This is a genomic window from Photobacterium sp. 53610 (genome assembly GCF_036409375.1).
GTDB lineage: Bacteria > Pseudomonadota > Gammaproteobacteria > Enterobacterales > Vibrionaceae > Photobacterium.
Window position 1 is genome coordinate 60,724 of record NZ_JAXOFS010000005.1, and the last position, 18,118, is coordinate 78,841.

The following is an 18,118-nucleotide window of genomic DNA, read 5'->3' on the forward strand; positions in this document are numbered from 1 at the left end:
CACCGCTTTTGGTTGCATGATGATGCCGTTGAACTGTGGTATGAATTCTTGGGCACTTTTTCAATCATTCCGAGTCCAATCACACATCACGAGTCAGGCCGGTTAAGCGGTCTGGTTTTTCAGTATGTTTGACGGGTTTAAAGGGCCGGGTGTCTCAGGATCGCTCTCAGGCCGTTTGAGTCAGGATCAGGAGAAAGTATGAATACGAAGCGACTGTTAACTCTTGCTGTGGGTATGGGGCTGGCAGCGGTTCTTGTCGGGTGTGAACAAACCTCATCTGAAAGTGAACAGGCTCAGAAAATGAAATCGGAACCGGAATCAGTGACTTCTGATTCGGCTCAGAATGAAACGCAGCCCGAGTTTGCTTATGTAGACACAGAGCATAATGCCCGGAATTCGCTGGACTGGAACGGGACTTATGCCGGCACCATTCCTTGTGCAGACTGTGCCGGTATTGAAACCGTGCTGGTGCTGAATCTGGATGGTACTTTCTCTCTGACAGAGACTTATCTGGGAGCCGATGATCAGGGCCAGTTCAGTCATCAGGGAAGTTTCACCTGGAACGATGCCGGAAATACCATCACGTTAACCAACGACAGTGGTGATGATATTCAGTTCTTCGTGGGTGAAAATCAGTTGTTCCGGTTAGATCGTGAGGGGCATCGTATTACCGGGGAACTGGCCGATATGTATGTCCTGAGTAAGCAGCGTACTCAATAATTCTCCCTGTTTTATCGAATCAACGGGCCGTGAATCAAAAATTCCGGCCTGTTTGTCTGATTTGACGTCAGTAAATTTTACATGCCCGCCTGAAGTATCCCGATTTGTGTCGGCCTTTTTTACAATGAGTGAACTCAGTCTGTAAAACTCATTGCATTTCAGTCAAGTATGACTTGGCATACAAGATGCACCTTCCTGTTGCGAACACAACTTCACTTTTCAACACGGTAGGGAGCAACACCATGAAAACGATAATTCAAACCGGGCTGCTTGCCCTGGGTTTGCTGGGGGGCTCAATGAGTGTCTCGGCGACACAGATTGATTTTACCGGGAACCCATACTCAGTGCTGGATGGAAATCAGTCTGCAACCGTTGGTGACATTACCTTTTCTGCCTGGCGATATTTTCTGGATACTGATGGGTTGTTTTCTGAAGGTTCTCCCGTCACTGGGAATCCAAGCCGGGTCCAGTTGTCGCATACGCCAACACAGGGGATTGGTGTGGATACTCTCCCGACCCCGATTGAAGTGATTGCTGAAGCCCTGCTCGATGATGATGACAAAATTGACGCCTGGGAATTTGTGGTGCTGAGTTTTGCTGAGCCTGTGACGTTGAACGGCCTTTACCTGAATCACTATAATCTGCTGGAATCCGGCACAGCCCTTATGTTTGATGACGGTTTTCCTGAGTTAGAACTTGGCATGAATGTGAATCTGCTGGGTTTGCCTTCCCTGCTGAATGTGCTGACGCCAAACGCATTCAACTGGGATGGCTCATACTGGGACTTAGATGACGAAGACAATGTCAGCCATCTTGTGATTTCTGCGACACTGCTGTCTGATTTTTATATCGCCGGTATCGATTATAACGATACGTATGGCCATGACGGTCCCTGCTATCCGAATCCAGTTCCTGAACCTGCCAGTCTGCTGTTACTGACCACAGGTCTTGGGATGCTGGGATGGCGCCAGCGCCGTAAACACATCATAAAAAATGAGCCAATGATGGCCTGAACACAACTATCCGTATGAACCTCAGTGATTCATATATTCCGGCGTAGCAAGATGTACGCCGGTTTTTTTATTGAATGGCTGTAAGGAGTTGCAGCGATATCACGAAATTGTTCACAAAGAAGTGCCACATCAGGAGGAAATTTGCCTAAAATGAAAGTGTCATTTTCACGTTAATGTGATCGTGTTAACTAAAAATCTCTTCATGGAAAACAAAAAGAGAACAGCAATCACAGATTTCCGATGAGTGATCACGTGACAGTGATATTTGGGACGAGGTAATCCGTTTATGAGTCAATCTGCGCAGGGTAGGGCTGGTCGTGAGGCTGGTATCTTATCGTTATTTCATTCACTGTTTCTGAAAAGAACATTAGCCAAGCTGTCTGTTTTTGCCGTTGTTTGGGTGCTACTGGCTACCCAGTTCGAGTTTTTCGAGCGATTCACGCAATGGGTAATGCAGTATCAGAACTTTGGGCTGGGCGCGATTATTTCGCTTCTTTTCGTACTTCCTGTGGCACTGGTCGCACTGAGCTGGAAGCGCCTGCGTTCAATGCGCCACCAACTGAAAGCGGGTGAGCGCGACAAAGCCGCCATGTATAAACTGGCGATGCATGATCCGCTGACTGAGCTGCCAAACCGGCTGTATTTTTCAGAACAGCTCCAAAAAGCATTACAACACGCAGGTGACAACGACGCCTGTGTCGCGGTCCTGATGATGGACCTGAACAAATTCAAACAGATCAATGATGCCTACGGCCATATTGTCGGCGATGAACTGCTGGTGGCGACCGCAGGCCGCCTGAAACATCTGCTGCGGATGCACGATACCATTGCCCGGCTGGGCGGGGATGAATTCGCGCTCATCCATGTGGGCGGACAGGAACCGGATGAAGCTTCTGCACTGGCATCGCGGATCATCAAAGCCATGTCTGAGCCGTACCACATTCGGGGACAGCAGATCATGGCGGGCGTCAGCATCGGGATTGCGATGTCGAACCATGATATCGAACCGGTCGATTTATTACGTGCAGCGGATACGGCGATGTACCGGGCCAAAATGGACGGCGGCTCGACCTTCTGTTTCTTTGATACCCGGATGGATGATCAACTCAAACAGCGCCAGTTACTGGAACGCGACTTGCGAAAAGCGATCGCTCAGGATTTGCTCGAACCTTATTACCAGCCGGTGTTTGCTCTGAAGAGCCGTCAGTTGCAGGGATTTGAAGCGCTGCTACGCTGGCGCCATCAGCGAGAAGGCATGGTTTCATCCAAAGAATTTATACCTGTGGCAGAAGATGCTGGTCTGATTCAGGTACTGGGTGACTGGGTACTGAAACAAGCCTGTGTTGCAGCCATGGACTGGCCGGAAGAAACCACGGTCTCGGTGAATGTCTCTGTTCAGCAGCTTAAACACGACACCTTTTGCTATTCAGTTTCTCAGGCGCTCAAAGAATCCGGACTGGAACCTTCCCGGCTGGAAATCGAGCTCACGGCTCAGACTGTACAGCAGGACCCGCATCAGGTTCTGGCGATCATGCAGGATCTGAAACACATTGGTGTCGGGCTGGTACTGGATGATTTTGGCAACGGCAATGCCTGTCTGACGATCATGCGGGACTTCCCGTTCGATAAAGTGAAGATTGCCCGCGCCTGTGTGGGCACGTTGCCGGGCTCCGAGACCAACAAAGCCCTGATTCAGTCCGTGGTGGGAATGAGTGAAAGTCTGGGGATGCAGGTTTCAGTTGTGGGGATTGAAGATGAAATCCAACTGGCGATGGTGTCTTCACTGGGATGTCAGCAGGGACAGGGATTCCTGCTGGGCCACCCGCTCAGCCGCCATGCGGCAGGTCGTCTGCTTGTGAATCTGCCGGATGCGATGGGCCACTGAAGCCCTCACTGACGGCTTTGTTTTTGCCGGTATTGCTCCGGGGTACATTGCGCGTGCTTTTTAAACAGGCTGATAAAAGGAGATGCCTGGTGATAACCCAGTGTCAGCGCAATCTCCTTCACGGATAAACCTTTCCTCAGTAAGTGCAGCGAGTAGATAAACTTTCTTCGCTGCCGCCATTCAATGAAACTCATGCCGAGCTTATCCTGGCAGTGTCGGGCCAGGGTTCGCTCCGTGGTATGCAGTTTCTTCGCCCATTCTGCCAGCGTGGTGTTGTCCGTCGGGTTTTTCTCCAGTGACCGTAAAATCGGCTGAAGCAGCTTGTCTTCACTGCTGGGCAGAAATTGTTCATGAATCCGTGTCTGTTTCAGTTGATCCAGTAACACGGCAATGAGGCGTTCATCTTCGTCTGTTTCCGCGACCTGCAGCTGCCTGTGACGCAATTCATTGATGATGGCCTCAATGATTGGCGTGACTTCCAGCAGGCAGGGGAAATCCGGCAACTGTTCTGCCAGCGGCATGATGATATTCATCGAGCAGTAATTCATACTGCGGCGCATATAACTTTCATGTTCGATGCCGGGCGGTATCCAGATGGCGTACTGTGAGGGCGATAAAAACCGTTTTCCTTCCGCGTTCAGTTCTAATATCCCGCCACTGATCAGCTGTAACTGTCCCCAGGGATGTTTGTGTCTGGGTGTTGTGGTATGTGGTAAAAACGCCTGATGGCCGAAAAACACCTCGCCGGGCGGGTTGTGATCATCAAACAGAGGGCGGTAGACGTTTTTCATACAGGCTTCCGGAGTCATCGTAATCCGCAAGAGTAAATCCGACCTGCTGTTGTTGGCAAGGGGCTGAAGACCGTCGCCAGACATGCTATGCTTCGCCGCCTTGTTTGAGACTGAATCATCGTCAGTATTGGTAAGTCACCCTTGAGGTGCGAATGATTGAGTTTGGTATGACGGATTTGGGAACCACATGAATTACAACCGCATCGTTTGTTTTGATCTTGAAATGTGTTGCTGGAATGAAGACGGCATGGGCCGTACGGGCGAAATCATTGAGATCGGCGTTGCTGAGCTGAATCTGGAAAAGGGCACGATTTCCCGCCGGGCGCAATATTATGTTCAGCCTGAATCTGATGAAATCTCGCCTTTCTGCACTGAACTGACCGGTATCAAGCCTGAAGTGGTGGCTCAGAACGGTAAACCGCTGGCGAGTATTCTGAAAGCGGTGGAGCAGAAGTTTGGCGGCCGTCATAAAATCTATGCGGCGTGGGGCCGTGATGACGCCATCCTGCGTGCGGAGTGCAAAGCAAAAGGGTTGGATGTGCCTTTCCGGGAATACCTCAACCTGGCAACCTTATTCAAACTGCAGCCGCATGTGCAGAATAAGCGAATCGGGCTGCGCGCTGCTATGAACATGAGCGGGCTGGAGTGGGAAGGGCGCCAGCACTCCGGTTATGTCGATGCTTATAACCTGGCCCGTCTGGCGCGTGTTATGCTTTGCCCGGCGGAAAAATAACGGCGTGGTTTTGGATTGATAAAAGGAAACATGATGAATATTCAGCGTATTAACCCGACCCAGCGTTGGTCTGATGTCACCGTTTTTAACGGGGTTGCCCACTTTGTGGAAGTGCCGGAGTCAGACACCAGCGCTGATATCACCGGCCAGGCGCAGCAGGTCTTTGCACAGGCTGAGGCAATGCTGGCGACGGTCGGCAGCGATAAATCCCGCATTCTGTCTGTGACCATTTACATCACCGACTGGGCAAATCTCGACGCTTTCAACGCTGCCTGGGATGCCTGGTTACCGGAAGGCGCCGCACCAAGCCGCGCTTGTGTGAAAGTCGAACTGGCTGACCCGGATTATCTGGTCGAAATTGCCTTCGTCGCGGCCGCCGGACAGTAATTTCTTTGCCTGCCATTGCCTGACAGACAGTGGCGGGTTTTTCTGTGTTTTTCTTTTCTGCTCACTTCACTTAACTTCACTGATGTTCGAAATACATATTTTCAGAGCATTCATTTTCAGCCTCACCATTCGCTGAATCGCCATTTACCTCATTGATTTTCAGTATCAGTATCTTGATGAGTTACCCGATATTTCAATGCTTATTTGGTTGTCTTCGTGTCTGTTTCAGTTTCAACGCCAATACGTGACGCCAATTAAATTAATGACAGAAAACAGAATGAGATAGTGAATTCAATCATTGAGATCCTGGTGGTGAATGGCAGAGGGTTGTATAAGGCGATGTTTTCTCATCTTTTCAGAGTAGATGAGCTTTCAGGGATGGCGTCGTTTTTCTGATCAATATTGAGGCTGGCTTGTATCAGGCTGTTGCGATGGCTCGGTGATCATCCGTATCGGGAGGGATCGTGAAGAAATTGATATTGATTGGACTGGGGTTGATTGCGTTTTCGTTCTATCAGCTGAACCATGTTGATATGAGTAACTTCAGCTGGGTTCAGTCGTCACAGCAAAGCGACTGGCCGACGAATGAACCGCATGCATCAGGGTTTGATGAAGAGAAGCTGGTCAAGCTGCACCAGTTCGTGAGCAGAAGTAAGCGTAAAAATGTTCATTCGCTTTTGATTGCCAAAGACGGGCAACTGGTGTTTGAACAGTATTATCCGGCGGCGAATACACCGACGGGAACGCCCATGCCCACGCATTACCCGCCCGGGCCGGATACAGCCCATCAAATGCGTTCCGTGACCAAAACGGTGACCGCGACTCTGTTGGGAACGCTGCTGCAATCGGGGGAAATCACCAGCCTGAATCAGCCGTTGTTCAGTTTTTACCAGAACGAAGCGATTGCGGATTTGCCGCATAAAGCCGATGTCACGCTGGAAAATGCTCTGATGTTCAATGTCGGGCTGGACTGGGCCGAGTGGGGTGAGCAGCACAGTGATGCCATGTACATGTGGCAGTCACCGGATCCTTACGTATACATTCTGAAGAAAAAAATGGCATACCGGCCCGGGGAGAAGTTTATTTATCAGGGCGGTGTCAGTGTATTACTGGGTGGTGTTATTGAGCGCGTTTCCGGCATGAATCTGCGCGAATACGCCGACAAAGCCTTGTTCGGGCCGCTTGATATTACAAATTACGACTGGTTTGCACATGAAGAGACAGGTCAGTATTTAGGCTCATCCGGCTTATATCTCAGAACCCGTGATTTAGCCAAGCTCGGACAGCTTTATTTAAATCTTGGGGAGTGGCACGGGCAGCAGCTTTTGTCCCCGCAATGGGTGAAACAAAGCTTCATGCCGCGCGGGAAGTTCTGGTCGTGGAAATCCATCGAATATGGCTACAACTGGTGGCTGCCATTGATTCAGTCAAACGGAAAGCGGGTTCCGGTTGCAGCCATGCGCGGCAGCGGCGGGCAAGAGATGTTTGTAGTGCCCGAGCTGAATCTGGTTTTTGCCATGACGTCAGGTGCTTATTTCAATCAGGATGAAGATTTCCCATTGCAGCTGCTGGCTGATTACATCTTACCGGCGATTGGGCTGGAAAAAGTGGCGTACATGCCGAATCGCTGAAGCCTGTTCAGGTCGCTTTGTAATTGACTGAACAACCAGTCACGCCATTGAACACGCAAATATCACTGATGAGTTTGATATTTAGGTATTTTTATTTGTAAATTATACCTTTGCATGATGTTTCTGCTGATGCTGTTCCCCTTGCAGGAAGTCATGTATGTCACAAGAGCGCATGTCACAAGACAGATGCCACAAACGGAATGGCGTATGACAGGAAGTCATGCCACCAGAACCTTAGACGCATTCCGGCAGTTCAGAAGGATGGCTGATTTGAAAGGATTCGGATTTGATCTTCGTTCACTCGAAGTCTTTGTCGCCACGGCCCAGACCGGCAATATGACCATGGCTGCGACTCAGCTCGGGCTGACCCAGTCTTCAGTGTCGCAAACACTCTCAGCCTTAGAGCAGAATCTCAATGTGGCTCTGCTGGATCGCAGTGTTCGGCCTGTCGAGCTGACGGTTGCCGGGCGATATTTTTACGATCAGTCCTGCCATTTGCTGGCCGAAGCGGAGAAAACCCACGGGGTGATGACTCAGGGCAATTTTCAGAAGTTGCATCTGCTGCGAATTGCCATGGTTGATTCACTGGCAACCTCGCTCGGGCAACCCCTGGTTGAAGTGATCAAACGTCATACCGAGAACTGGCGCATCAGTACGGGCCGATCGCATATGCATGCCCAGTCGCTCTTGTCCCGCAGCGTCGATATTATCATTTCTGATGATGCACTGGACAATCATGAACACCTCAGTCGCCACCGGATTCTGCGTGAACCCTTTGTCCTGGTGATCCCGAGCTTGTATGCGGCTCAGTTTCAGCAGTTGCATCAGGTGGTGAATCGACTGGATTTCGTCCGCTACACCAGCGATTCGCTGATTGGGGTCACGATTGAACGCTATCTGCGGCGGCAGAACTTAAATGTGCCGGTCAGGATGCAGCTGGATAATACTTTTGCGGTGCTCACCAGTGTTGCTGCCGGTCTGGGCTGGACCATCACCACACCACTTTGTCTGTTTCAGTGCGGGCCGATCCGCGACAAACTCACCTGTCTGCCGTTGCCCGGCGATGAACCTTTCTTTCGGAATCTGACGCTGGTCAGCCGTCATCACGAGTTAGGAAATCTGCCGCAGATTCTGGCAAACGACAGCCGTAAGATTATCAATGAAAACTTTTTACCCAGGATCCGGGATGAACTGCCCTGGCTGGAACACGAGTTTTATGCCGGGTGATATGGTTTCCGACTGGAACGACTGAGGCGCAAAGCGTCTGCCATTTTGCGCAGGCGGGAATCAGATACAGAGCACGATGTCTTTGATGCTTGTTATGTTTTTGTCTGTTACTCAATGAATTTATTGGTTTTTTGAGTTGGCCGAGCATCACTATTAAAAAAATTTATGCCGCACTGTTAGCAGAACTGATTCTTGTTGTCGGGGTTGTTCAATCGCATTTAAGTTAACAAAGTTGTAACAAGAGATGCGATTTGACTTTATTACCGTTGAAGAGGAACAGTGATGTCTGACAGCAATTATCAAGCAGTCGAAAATAACACCGTCTCTGACGATTACCTAAGTAAACGACAGCTCAAAAAAGGCGTTGCCGGGTGGGTGCTTCTGGCCAGTCTTGGGGTGTCTTATGTGATTTCCGGCGATTTTGCCGGCTGGAACTTTGGCCTGGAGCGTGCCGGTTTCGGTGGCATGTTGCTGGCAACTATTGTGATGGGGCTGATGTATCTGTGCCTGATTCTCAGTCTGGCTGAAATGTCATCTTCCATTCCGACTGCCGGCGGCGGCTACAGTTTTGCCCGGCGGGCGATGGGGCCCTGGGGCGGTTTTCTGACCGGAACCGCGATTTTGCTGGAATATGCCATTGCACCGGCGGCGATTGCAATCTTCATTGGCGGTTACGTCAACGAGCTGATTGGCATCGATGGCCCGGTGGTGTATGCCGTCTTCTACTGCGTCTTCGTTGGAATTCATCTCTGGGGCGCCGGTGAAGCACTGCGCATCATGATGGGTATCACGATTCTGGCCGTGATTGCGATTATCGTGTTTGCGCTGGGCATGCTGCCGCACTTCGACATCAACAACCTTTTTGATATCCCTGTTCAAGCTGATGTCGCGGGTGCCAGCGTATTTTTACCGGAAGGTTATCTCGGGATCTGGGCGGCACTGCCGTTTGCGATGTGGCTGTTTCTGGCGGTTGAAGGCGTCCCGCTGGCCGCAGAAGAAGCGACCAACCCGGCAAAAGACATGCCGCGCGGGATTATCGCTTCCATGCTGCTGCTGATTGTCTTTGCTGCCGTGGTGCTGATTCTGGTCCCGGGCGGAGCCGGTGCTGAGGCGATGAAATCTCACAGCGCGCCACTTGTTGGGGCTTTGCAGGCAGTTTACGGCACAGATTCTCTCGCTGCCAAATTTGTGAACGTTGTCGGCCTGTTCGGTCTTATTGCCAGCTTTTTCTCGATTATTTATGCGTATTCCCGTCAGGTGTTTGCCCTGTCCCGGGCCGGTTATCTGCCCCGTTTCCTGTCTCTGTCCGGTGAGCGAAAAGTGCCGGTCTGGGCGCTGATTGTCCCCGGCGTGATTGGTTTTCTGCTGTCCCTGTCCGGCGAGGGCGATCTGATGATCACCATGGCGGTGTTCGGTGCGACTGTGTCTTACGCCCTGATGAGTCTGTCCCATATCTTGCTGCGCCGTAAAGAGCCGGAACTGGCGCGTCCTTACAAAACACCGGGGGGCACGCTGACGTCCGGTATTGCACTGGTGCTGTCGTTAGTGGCACTGGCATCCACCTTTGTGGTGAGCCTGCAGGCGGCGTTGTGGTCGGCACTCTTCTATGCCGTGATGCTGACTTACTTCGCCCTGTACAGCCGCCACCGGATTGTGGCGAATGCGCCGGAAGAAGAGTTTGAGCTGATTTCCAGTGCTGAGTCTGAACTCAGCTAATTCACCGGATATCCGGACGCGTGACGAGCGAACGTGTCCGGACTGAATCATTGAGCACACGGCTCAGGTACGAGCCATCTTTATCAAGAGAGATCAAGAGAGGTACACATGGAAGCCAGAGAAGTGAAGACGATTGCGGACGCAATGGCCATTGTTGAGGAACGGGGTCTGACACATGTCAAAGTCGGGCTGTTCGATAATGACGGCATCATGCGCGGTAAATATATGGCGAAATCGAAATTCTTTTCCTCACTGGAAAAAGGGTTTGCTTTCTGTGATGTGGTTCTGGGCTGGGATTCCAAAGACCAGCTGTACGATAACGCGAGTTACACCGGCTGGCATACCGGCTACCCGGATGCGCCGGTGCGGATTCTGCCCCATACCTGCCGTGACGTGTACGGGGAAGACGGCATGCTGTTGTTTATTGCAGAGTTTACGGAAGAGGCCGAAAAAGTCTGCCCGCGCGGTACCCTGCGCCGGGTGCTGCAAAAAGCCGATGCTATGGGTTTCGATGTGTTTTCTGCGTTGGAGTACGAGTTCTTTGTGTTCAACGAAACACCGCATTCGGCCCGCGAAAAAGGCTTTCGCAATCTCGAACCCATTACGCCGGACTGGTTTGGCTATTCAATGATCCGCAATTCAGTCCATTCAGATTTGTATCACGCAATTCTGGAAATGGGGGAGCAGATGGACTTCCCGATCGAGGGCATTCACTCCGAAACCGGGCCGGGCGTGCTGGAAGCCGCCATTGGCGTCGACGGTGCTGAAGCGGCCGCAGATAAAGCCGCGTTGTTCAAAACCTTCATGAAGGTGCTGGCACAGAAACGTGAGCTGATGGCGACATTCATGGCGAAATGGTCAGGCGACTATCCCGGACAAAGCGGGCATATCCACATTTCGCTGAAAAACAAAGACGGTTCTTCGGCTTTCTTCGACCCATCGCAAACCCACAACATGAGCAAGGTCCAACGTCATTTTCTGGCGGGACAGCAACGCCTGATGCCGGAGTTTCTGTGTCTGATTGCGCCGACCATTAATAGTTATACCCGCATGATCCCGGGCTTCTGGGCCCCGACCGATGCGACCTGGGGCGTGGAAAACCGCACCACGGCGCTGCGGGTGATCCCCGGCAGTGAGAAGTCGCAACGCATTGAGCACCGCCTCGGCGCGGCAGATGCCAACCCTTATCTGGCACTGGCGGCTGCGGTTGCTTCCGGTCTGTACGGCATCCTTCAGGAATGGGAACCCTTTGAACAGGTAAAAGGCAATGCCTATGAACAGCCTCATGCGCCGGAGCTGCAGCTGCCCCGTACTTTGTGGGAAGCCGCGCAGCGATTCAGGCAGTCGGAAGCGGCCCGTACTATGTTTGGAGATGAGTTTGTCGATCATTTTGCGGCCACCCGTGAGTGGGAAGAGCGTGAATTCAGAAAACATGTGACGGACTGGGAAATGGACCGCTACTTCGAAATTATCTAGGTCAACAAACCTGAGGAAGACTTGCAATGACAACCATGCAGCAAACAATTTCGCCGGTTGACGGCAGTGTGTATGTGACCCGGCCGCTCGCTTCACCGACGGAGATTCAGCAGGCGCTGAAGCTGGCACAACGCGCACAGAAAAACTGGGCCGGTACAGACCTGGCAGAGCGTCAGGCCATCTGCGCGAAAGCCGTCGAATGGTTTGAAGCCCATCAGGCGGATATCGGTCTGGAAATCAGCTGGCAGATGGGACGTCCGGTCCGTTATGCCAAAGGGGAAGTCGCCGGTCTGGCCGAGCGTGCCCGATATATGATTGAAGCCTGTGAGACAGCGCTGGCCCCGGTTACCCTGCCGGAAAAGCCCGGATTTACCCGGTATATCCGACGTGAACCTGTGGGTGTGGTTGCGGTGATTGCACCCTGGAACTATCCGTATCTGACGGCAGTGAACAGCATCGTACCGGCCCTGCTGGCGGGTAACAGTGTCATCCTGAAGCACTCGGCCCAGACGCCGCTGTGTGCGGAGCGTCTGAAGGCCGCATTTGATGCCGCCGGACTGCCGGAAGGGGTGTTCCAGTATCTGCATCTCAGTCATGACGACACCACAGCGCTGATTCAATCAGCGCAGATCAGTCATGTCGCGTTCACCGGGTCGGTGCCTGCCGGTGCGCATGTCGAACAGGCGGTTGCCGGACGCTTTATCGGGCTAGGGCTGGAGCTGGGCGGCAAGGACCCGGCATATGTCCGCGCCGATGCCGATCTGGATTATGCCGCCGAAACGGCCATTGACGGCGCCTTCTTTAACAGCGGCCAGTCCTGCTGCGGTATTGAGCGGATTTATGTGCATGCATCGGTTTATGATGCCTTTGTTGAGAAAGCGGTCGCGATCGTCAACCAGTACACGCTGGGCCGATCTGATGATCCGGACACGACGCTCGGGCCGCTGGTCCGTGCCAGTGCCGCCGATTTTGTCCGGGGACAGATTGAAGACGCGGTTGCTCAGGGGGCCGTGGCCCATATCGACGAGAAAAACTTCCCGCTCAGTCAGGCCGGGACGCCTTATCTGGCACCGCAGATTCTGACGCAGGTGGATCATTCGATGCGGGTGATGCACGAAGAATCCTTTGGCCCTGTGGTTGGCATCATGAAGGTCAGCAGCGACGAAGAAGCCATCACCCTGATGAACGACAGCGATTTCGGCCTGACTGCCAGTATTTTCACACAGGACATCGACACTGGGATCACGCTGGGCGAACAGCTGGAGACCGGGACGTTCTTTATCAACCGGTGTGACTATCTGGATCCCGCACTGGCCTGGACCGGGGTGAAACAATCCGGCCGCGGCTGCACGTTGTCCGTGCTCGGCTTTGAGGCGCTGACCCGTCCGAAGTCGTTCCATATCAAGACGCTGGGCTAATTCATCGTATTTCAGAAAATGTGCCGCTCTGTGCTTGGTGACGGAGCGGCCACAAGGAGAGCAAGATGGCATTACAAGGAAACTGGAATTACCCGACACCGATGACGGTCGGCGAAGGCTGTCTCTATCAGATTGCACAGGCGTGTCATGGCGCAGGGATCCGCAAAGCCCTGCTGGTGACGGACCCCGGTCTGGCGGAGTTGCCCATGGTGTCTGAAACGGTTGCGCTGTGCCGGGAAGCCGGGATTGCCTGTGAGGTGTTCAGCAGGATTCAGGGCAATCCGACCGGAGAAAACGTCGAAGATGGTCTGTCGGTGTATCGTCAGGGTGGTTTTGACGGGGTGATTGCATTTGGCGGTGGTTCCAGTCTGGATGCGGCCAAGGCCATTGCGCTGATGGCGGGACAGTCCCTGCCGCTGTGGGCGTTTGAGGATGTGGGTGATAACTGGCTTCAGGCCAATGCCGCTGCCATTGCACCAGTGATCGCAATTCCGACCACCGCCGGAACCGGTTCTGAAGTAGGACGCGCCTCGGTGATCACCGATACGGCCAATCATGTCAAAAAGATCATTTTCCATCCGAAGATGCTGCCGGTTCGTGTGTTGCTTGACCCGAAAGTGACCGTTGGTCTGCCGCCGCATATTACGGCCGCAACCGGGATGGATGCACTGTCCCATAATCTGGAAGCCTTCTGTGCCCCTGGCTATCACCCGATGGCAGAAGGAATTGCACTGGAAGGGATCCGGCTGATCAAAACCTATCTGCCGCAGGCCGTGGCGAATGGTGAAGATATTGAAGCCCGGACCCAGATGCTGGTGGCGTCTAGCATGGGAGCAACGGCTTTTCAGCGCGGGCTGGGCGGCATGCACGCCATCGCGCATACACTGGGCGCCTTGTATGACAAGCACCACGGTCTGCTGAATGCGATCCTGATGCCTTATGTGCTGGCGGCCAACCGCCATGCGATTGAAGACCGGATCACGGATCTGGCCCGTTATCTGGATCTGCCTGAGCCCGGTTTTGATGCTTTCCTGCACTGGGTGCTGGACTTCCGTGCCGAGCTGAAGATTCCGCAGACGCTGGCAGAAATCGACATCACCATTGAAGAAGCCCAGCGGGTCGGGGAAATGGCCGTGCAGGATCCATCGGCCGGGGGTAATCCCGTTGCCTTCTCGGCGGAAGAATACAGCCAGATTTTTGTCGATGCCGTCACGGGCCGGCTTCCGTAAGTCTGACATCAAGGAGACACCATGCAGATGAAAATAGGCATTTTGCAGTGTGATGACGTCCGGCAGGATTTACAGCCGGCACACGGGAATTATCCGGCGATGTTTGAGCAGTTACTGCATCATGCCGACAGCAAACTGGAACTGGTGTTTTACCGGGCACTGGACGGTGAATTGCCTTCGGATACGGATGAATGTGATGCCTACATGACTACGGGCAGTCGCTTCAGCGTGAATGATGATTTGCCGTGGATCCCGCCGTTGCTGGATTTTATCCGGTCCCTGTATACACGCCACAAAAAGCTGGTGGGGATATGTTTCGGACATCAGCTGATTGCCAAAGCGCTGGGGGGCGATGTGATTCAGGCACCGCAGGGCTGGGGGGTTGGCGTAGCCACGCATTCGCTGCTGGCGTTACCTCGGGGCGTGAACGGTGCTGCGACGGTGCCTGAAAGCCTGTCGCTGGTGGTCAGCCATCAGGATCAGGTGGTCACACTGCCGCAAAACAGTGTGGTGCTGGCCGGAAGCGATTTTTGTCCGTATGCCATGATGCAGGTCGGCGATCATTTCCTCGGGATTCAGGGACACCCGGAGTTCAGTAAGCCTTATTCCCGGGATCTGATGCTGGCAAGAAAAGACATCCTGCCTGCTGAAGTCCTGGATGACGGGCTGACGTCGCTGGAGAAAACGGTCGACAGTGAACGGGTCACCCGCTGGATGCTGGATTTTCTTCAGGCATCCTGAAAGTAATCCAAGCCTGACGTCACAGCCTGTCCTGCATTCTGCCGGGCAGGCTGTTTTTGCCGGTATCACTGCCGTCGTCGCTGATTTGTTGTAACTTTTTTCTTGTGACTTATTCCTTGTGAATTAGCCGCCATAATTCTCCTGATCATCACGTTTGATAACCTTATGACCATCCTCGGTGACGCCCGCCTTCCAGTAACTGCTGATATAGCAGGCTTTGCGATCGAATTCCGGCTGCTGGCTGAGATGCTGGCGGATGGCTCTCATATTGCTGAATTCACAGGCACACCAGATGGCCGGTTTTCCTGTCAGCCACGGCAGTGAAGCCACGCGTTCTGCCAGCGAAGGGGCAGTCTGGAGATCTCCGGTTCTGAGGATCAGTTCAACACCTGCGGGCAGGTTCAGGGCAGGCAGATCGGCATCACTGTGCAGATCCAGCACCACATAGCCTCTGGTGTCTGCGGGCAGACTGGCGGCTTTGAGCTGAACCGATGGCAGGGCGGTCATATCGCCGATGATGAACACCCAGTCATAGTCTTCTGTCAGACCCTGAATCGTGTTCGGTCCGCCAATGGAAATCTGATCGCCTGCCTGTGCTTGGATGGCCCAGTGGCTGGCGTATCCGCCCTGCATCTGATCGACCGTGTCCCCATGATGATGTTTGACAAAGTCGATTGAAAACCGGCCCTGCACGGTATCAAATTCGCTGATGGTGTAGGTTCGCATCACCGGACGCTGACCTTCGGTCAGGGTATTCAGGTCCGTGCTGCCTTCCGGCGTGAACAGCAATTTGACGTATTGCCCGGCACTGTCTGCCGGAAGTTGCCGGATATCCTCACCGGTCAGCACGATACGGCGCATGTTCGGGCTGATATCGAATGTTTCTGAGATGGTGAATGTTTTGGGTTGAAGACGTTTTTGCATGTGTTGTGCCCTTTTATTGTTCTTTATTTATGGTTTACAGGAGGACGGGTCGTGGCGATCAAGGCCCGCTTGGTCCGGTTGCTGCATTTTGGCTTTGACGCGTTTGACCGTGGAAATGCTCACGCCCACTTCATCCGCCACACTTTGCAGCGTTTTCCCGGCTTGCAGCAGTTTAGAGATCTGCTGGTGTTGTGCCTGATTGGCCCGACGGCCCCGAAATTTTTCTTTCCAGGCCGACGGGTCTTGCCGGAGGATGCCGCGACTCGCTTCAGCGGCCCACAATCGTTGCTGGGTTTGCGAGCTGGCATAGCCTTTCAGCATCCGCAGCAAGGCGTCGGTGATCGGGCAATCCGGCTGAAATGTCAGGGGCTGATTCAGGGTATGGATGATCACGCCTTTGGCCAGCAAATTGCTGATAGTCAGATGACAGGCATCGAAATGAAAACCCAGATCAGTTACCCAGCGGACGACCAGTTCATCGCCCGGTTTGAGACGGTCAAACAAGGCACGGTACTGCGGACGATCTTCAGCGGGGACATTCCCGCGCATTCCTGTTTCCTGAAACAGATGGAGGTCCGGACTGGCATCGGTCATCTGTCGGATGAAAGCATCCGGATCCGTCATTTTCGGTGACAGCCGAATGTAGCCGTAAGTCGTCGGCATACGTTGTTCCTGTGTTGTGTCGGTGTGGTTTTTGCAGGACCACGAAAGAATGGTTCAAATGAATAAATGGTTCATTTGGTGTAGCTCATTTGATGGCTATCATAGTGGCTCAAATTAAATTAATCAACACTAAATGAGCCATTCTGAAAACTAGAGAGCGATATCCGAAAAAGTCAGAAGGTGTACGGTGCGAACCGGAATCCCGCTTGCGCGGGAATGATCGGTTTAAATTGGCAGAGCAGGCGGGGATACAGGAAATACGGGAATTTCAGACGAGCGCAGATTGCGCCTGAAAGTGTCTGACTTCATTGTGCAGCCAGTCGATGAAAGCCTGGGCCCGGGCGATCCGGGGCGAAGTCTGGCTGTAAAACAGGGTGAAGCGGACGCCGGGGGGCATGCCAATGTCGAAAGGCTTCACCAGCAGGCCGCGTTCAATAAAATCTCCCGCCAGACTGAGCGTGCCCAAACAGGCTCCATGGCCGGCGATCACCGCATTCAGCCCCATATCGAATGTGCTGACTTCCATCCACTGGACGTTGTTTTTGGGCATTGTGACCCCGGCGATCTGGAACCATTTTTCCCAGGTGAAGCTATGGGTGTCCACACCATGGATGAGCCAGCAATCTAATAACTGTTCCGGTCGGGTCAGTTGAACGGATTCTGCCAGTTCAGGCGAGCAGATCGGGTAGACGGCCTCTTCATACAGCAGGGTTTTGGTCAGGTTATTGCCTAAATCGGTGTCATAACCCTGACGAATGGCAATATCGATATTGCCGTATTTCATCTCCGGTGATTCGGCGGTGGCGTACACACGGATCGGAATATTCGGATGACTCATGGTGAACTTCCAGAGTCTGGGCATCAGCCAGCGTGCCGCAAACGACGGCGTGGTATTGACGGTCAGCATGCCTTCCAGCGGCTCGGCCTGAATGGTATTCAGACCAGACAGAATATGTTCGAATCCTCTGGAGACGGCTGAAAACAGGCTGGTGCCCTGGCTGGTCAGCATCATATTGCGTCCCTGCCGGGTAAAAAGTTTGCAGCCGAGTGATTCTTCCAGCTGGCGGATCTTCTGGCTGACGGCGGCCTGACTGACATAAAGCTCTTCAGCGGCTTTGCTGTAGCTCTGTTGCCGGGCTGCGGCTTCAAAATAACGCAGCCCGGATAAATGACGTAAGCGATTGTCCATAATCTCAGCTTATAGGTGATGTCATAAATCATCGTTCGTTGATAGGAAAGATTATACGCATAATCTCCGCAGACACAGTGACCGGAGAGAAGAAAAATGATCAAATTGATGTTGCACTGGGAAATGAAAAGTCAGCGTCTGAGCGCGAAGAAGCGCATTCTGGCGATGAACTCGGCCAGAAAGGCAGCTGTACAGCAAGACGGACTGACGCCGCATCTGAAACATGATCTCGGGCTCGATGAACCGTGCGTCACTTCTGCAGACTATCATCAGTACTTATAGGGAATGAAGGGGCCGGGGTCATTTGTTTTCAGACAGAGTCAGGATAATTTTTCACTGAGTTCTGTCTGTACATCCGATCTGATGCAAGGTTAA

Annotated in this window: 17 protein-coding genes; 13 read left to right on the plus strand and 4 right to left on the minus strand. The window is 52.9% G+C overall.

Translation table 11 applies throughout. The annotated features are described in order from the left end of the window. The first annotated feature begins 198 nt into the window (after positions 1 to 198). The 3 genes from SPK40_RS14220 (at position 199) to SPK40_RS14230 (ending at position 3,618) form a co-directional block, all read left to right on the plus strand. Entirely contained in the window at positions 199 to 720 is a 522-nt protein-coding gene (locus tag SPK40_RS14220) for a copper resistance protein NlpE (RefSeq protein ID WP_330960881.1), read from the plus strand. Positions 721 to 962: 242 nt separating this feature from the next. Next, positions 963 to 1,733, plus strand: a complete 771-nt coding sequence (locus tag SPK40_RS14225) for a PEP-CTERM sorting domain-containing protein (RefSeq protein WP_330960882.1) — start codon at positions 963 to 965, stop codon at positions 1,731 to 1,733. A gap of 286 nt (positions 1,734 to 2,019) precedes the next feature. Next, positions 2,020 to 3,618, plus strand: coding sequence for a putative bifunctional diguanylate cyclase/phosphodiesterase (locus SPK40_RS14230; RefSeq protein WP_248142995.1), 1,599 nt, complete (start codon positions 2,020 to 2,022; stop codon positions 3,616 to 3,618). A gap of 5 nt (positions 3,619 to 3,623) precedes the next feature. On the opposite strand, the gene SPK40_RS14235 is transcribed toward SPK40_RS14230, so the two are convergent. Continuing rightward, positions 3,624 to 4,409, minus strand: a complete 786-nt coding sequence (locus tag SPK40_RS14235; RefSeq protein WP_248142993.1) for an AraC family transcriptional regulator — start codon at positions 4,407 to 4,409, stop codon at positions 3,624 to 3,626. A 187-nt stretch (positions 4,410 to 4,596) separates the two neighbouring features. Here SPK40_RS14235 and SPK40_RS14240 point away from each other — a divergent pair, with 187 nt between their 5' ends. The 9 genes from SPK40_RS14240 to SPK40_RS14280 all read left to right on the plus strand — a co-directional run bounded on the left by SPK40_RS14240 (position 4,597) and on the right by SPK40_RS14280 (position 14,967). After that, entirely contained in the window at positions 4,597 to 5,142 is a 546-nt protein-coding gene (locus SPK40_RS14240; RefSeq protein WP_248142991.1) for a 3'-5' exonuclease, read from the plus strand. A 33-nt stretch (positions 5,143 to 5,175) separates the two neighbouring features. Beyond that, a complete protein-coding gene (locus SPK40_RS14245) occupies positions 5,176 to 5,529 on the plus strand; it encodes a RidA family protein (protein ID WP_330961053.1) in 354 nt (117 codons plus the stop codon). A gap of 464 nt (positions 5,530 to 5,993) precedes the next feature. Beyond that, positions 5,994 to 7,160, plus strand: coding sequence for a serine hydrolase domain-containing protein (locus SPK40_RS14250; RefSeq protein ID WP_330960883.1), 1,167 nt, complete (start codon positions 5,994 to 5,996; stop codon positions 7,158 to 7,160). A gap of 207 nt (positions 7,161 to 7,367) precedes the next feature. Then, on the plus strand, positions 7,368 to 8,387 hold the full coding sequence (locus tag SPK40_RS14255; RefSeq protein ID WP_330960884.1) for a LysR family transcriptional regulator: 1,020 nt from the start codon (positions 7,368 to 7,370) through the stop codon (positions 8,385 to 8,387). A gap of 282 nt (positions 8,388 to 8,669) precedes the next feature. Then, entirely contained in the window at positions 8,670 to 10,103 is a 1,434-nt protein-coding gene (eat, locus tag SPK40_RS14260; protein ID WP_330960885.1) for an ethanolamine permease, read from the plus strand. Between the two features lie 108 nt (positions 10,104 to 10,211). Then, positions 10,212 to 11,579: a glutamine synthetase family protein gene (locus SPK40_RS14265; protein ID WP_248142985.1), complete on the plus strand. Its 1,368-nt coding sequence runs from the start codon at positions 10,212 to 10,214 to the stop codon at positions 11,577 to 11,579. Positions 11,580 to 11,605: 26 nt separating this feature from the next. Then, positions 11,606 to 12,997, plus strand: coding sequence for an aldehyde dehydrogenase family protein (locus SPK40_RS14270; protein ID WP_330960886.1), 1,392 nt, complete (start codon positions 11,606 to 11,608; stop codon positions 12,995 to 12,997). A 65-nt stretch (positions 12,998 to 13,062) separates the two neighbouring features. After that, the gene (locus SPK40_RS14275; RefSeq protein WP_248142983.1) at positions 13,063 to 14,226 is read left to right on the plus strand and encodes an iron-containing alcohol dehydrogenase; all 1,164 of its coding nucleotides are present in this window, start codon (positions 13,063 to 13,065) and stop codon (positions 14,224 to 14,226) included. Positions 14,227 to 14,247: 21 nt separating this feature from the next. Continuing rightward, positions 14,248 to 14,967, plus strand: a complete 720-nt coding sequence (locus SPK40_RS14280; RefSeq protein WP_330960887.1) for a glutamine amidotransferase-related protein — start codon at positions 14,248 to 14,250, stop codon at positions 14,965 to 14,967. 123 nt (positions 14,968 to 15,090) lie between these two features. Here SPK40_RS14280 and SPK40_RS14285 read toward each other — a convergent pair whose 3' ends face one another. From SPK40_RS14285 to SPK40_RS14295, 3 genes are all read right to left on the minus strand, one after another. After that, the gene (locus tag SPK40_RS14285; protein ID WP_330960888.1) at positions 15,091 to 15,891 is read right to left on the minus strand and encodes a siderophore-interacting protein; all 801 of its coding nucleotides are present in this window, start codon (positions 15,889 to 15,891) and stop codon (positions 15,091 to 15,093) included. A 27-nt stretch (positions 15,892 to 15,918) separates the two neighbouring features. Next, positions 15,919 to 16,554, minus strand: a complete 636-nt coding sequence (locus SPK40_RS14290) for a recombinase family protein (RefSeq protein ID WP_330960889.1) — start codon at positions 16,552 to 16,554, stop codon at positions 15,919 to 15,921. A gap of 268 nt (positions 16,555 to 16,822) precedes the next feature. Beyond that, positions 16,823 to 17,743, minus strand: coding sequence for a LysR substrate-binding domain-containing protein (locus tag SPK40_RS14295; protein ID WP_330960890.1), 921 nt, complete (start codon positions 17,741 to 17,743; stop codon positions 16,823 to 16,825). A 96-nt stretch (positions 17,744 to 17,839) separates the two neighbouring features. On the opposite strand from SPK40_RS14295, the gene SPK40_RS14300 reads away from it, so the two are divergent. After that, on the plus strand, positions 17,840 to 18,025 hold the full coding sequence (locus SPK40_RS14300; RefSeq protein ID WP_248142978.1) for a hypothetical protein: 186 nt from the start codon (positions 17,840 to 17,842) through the stop codon (positions 18,023 to 18,025). Positions 18,026 to 18,118: the final 93 nt, after the last annotated feature.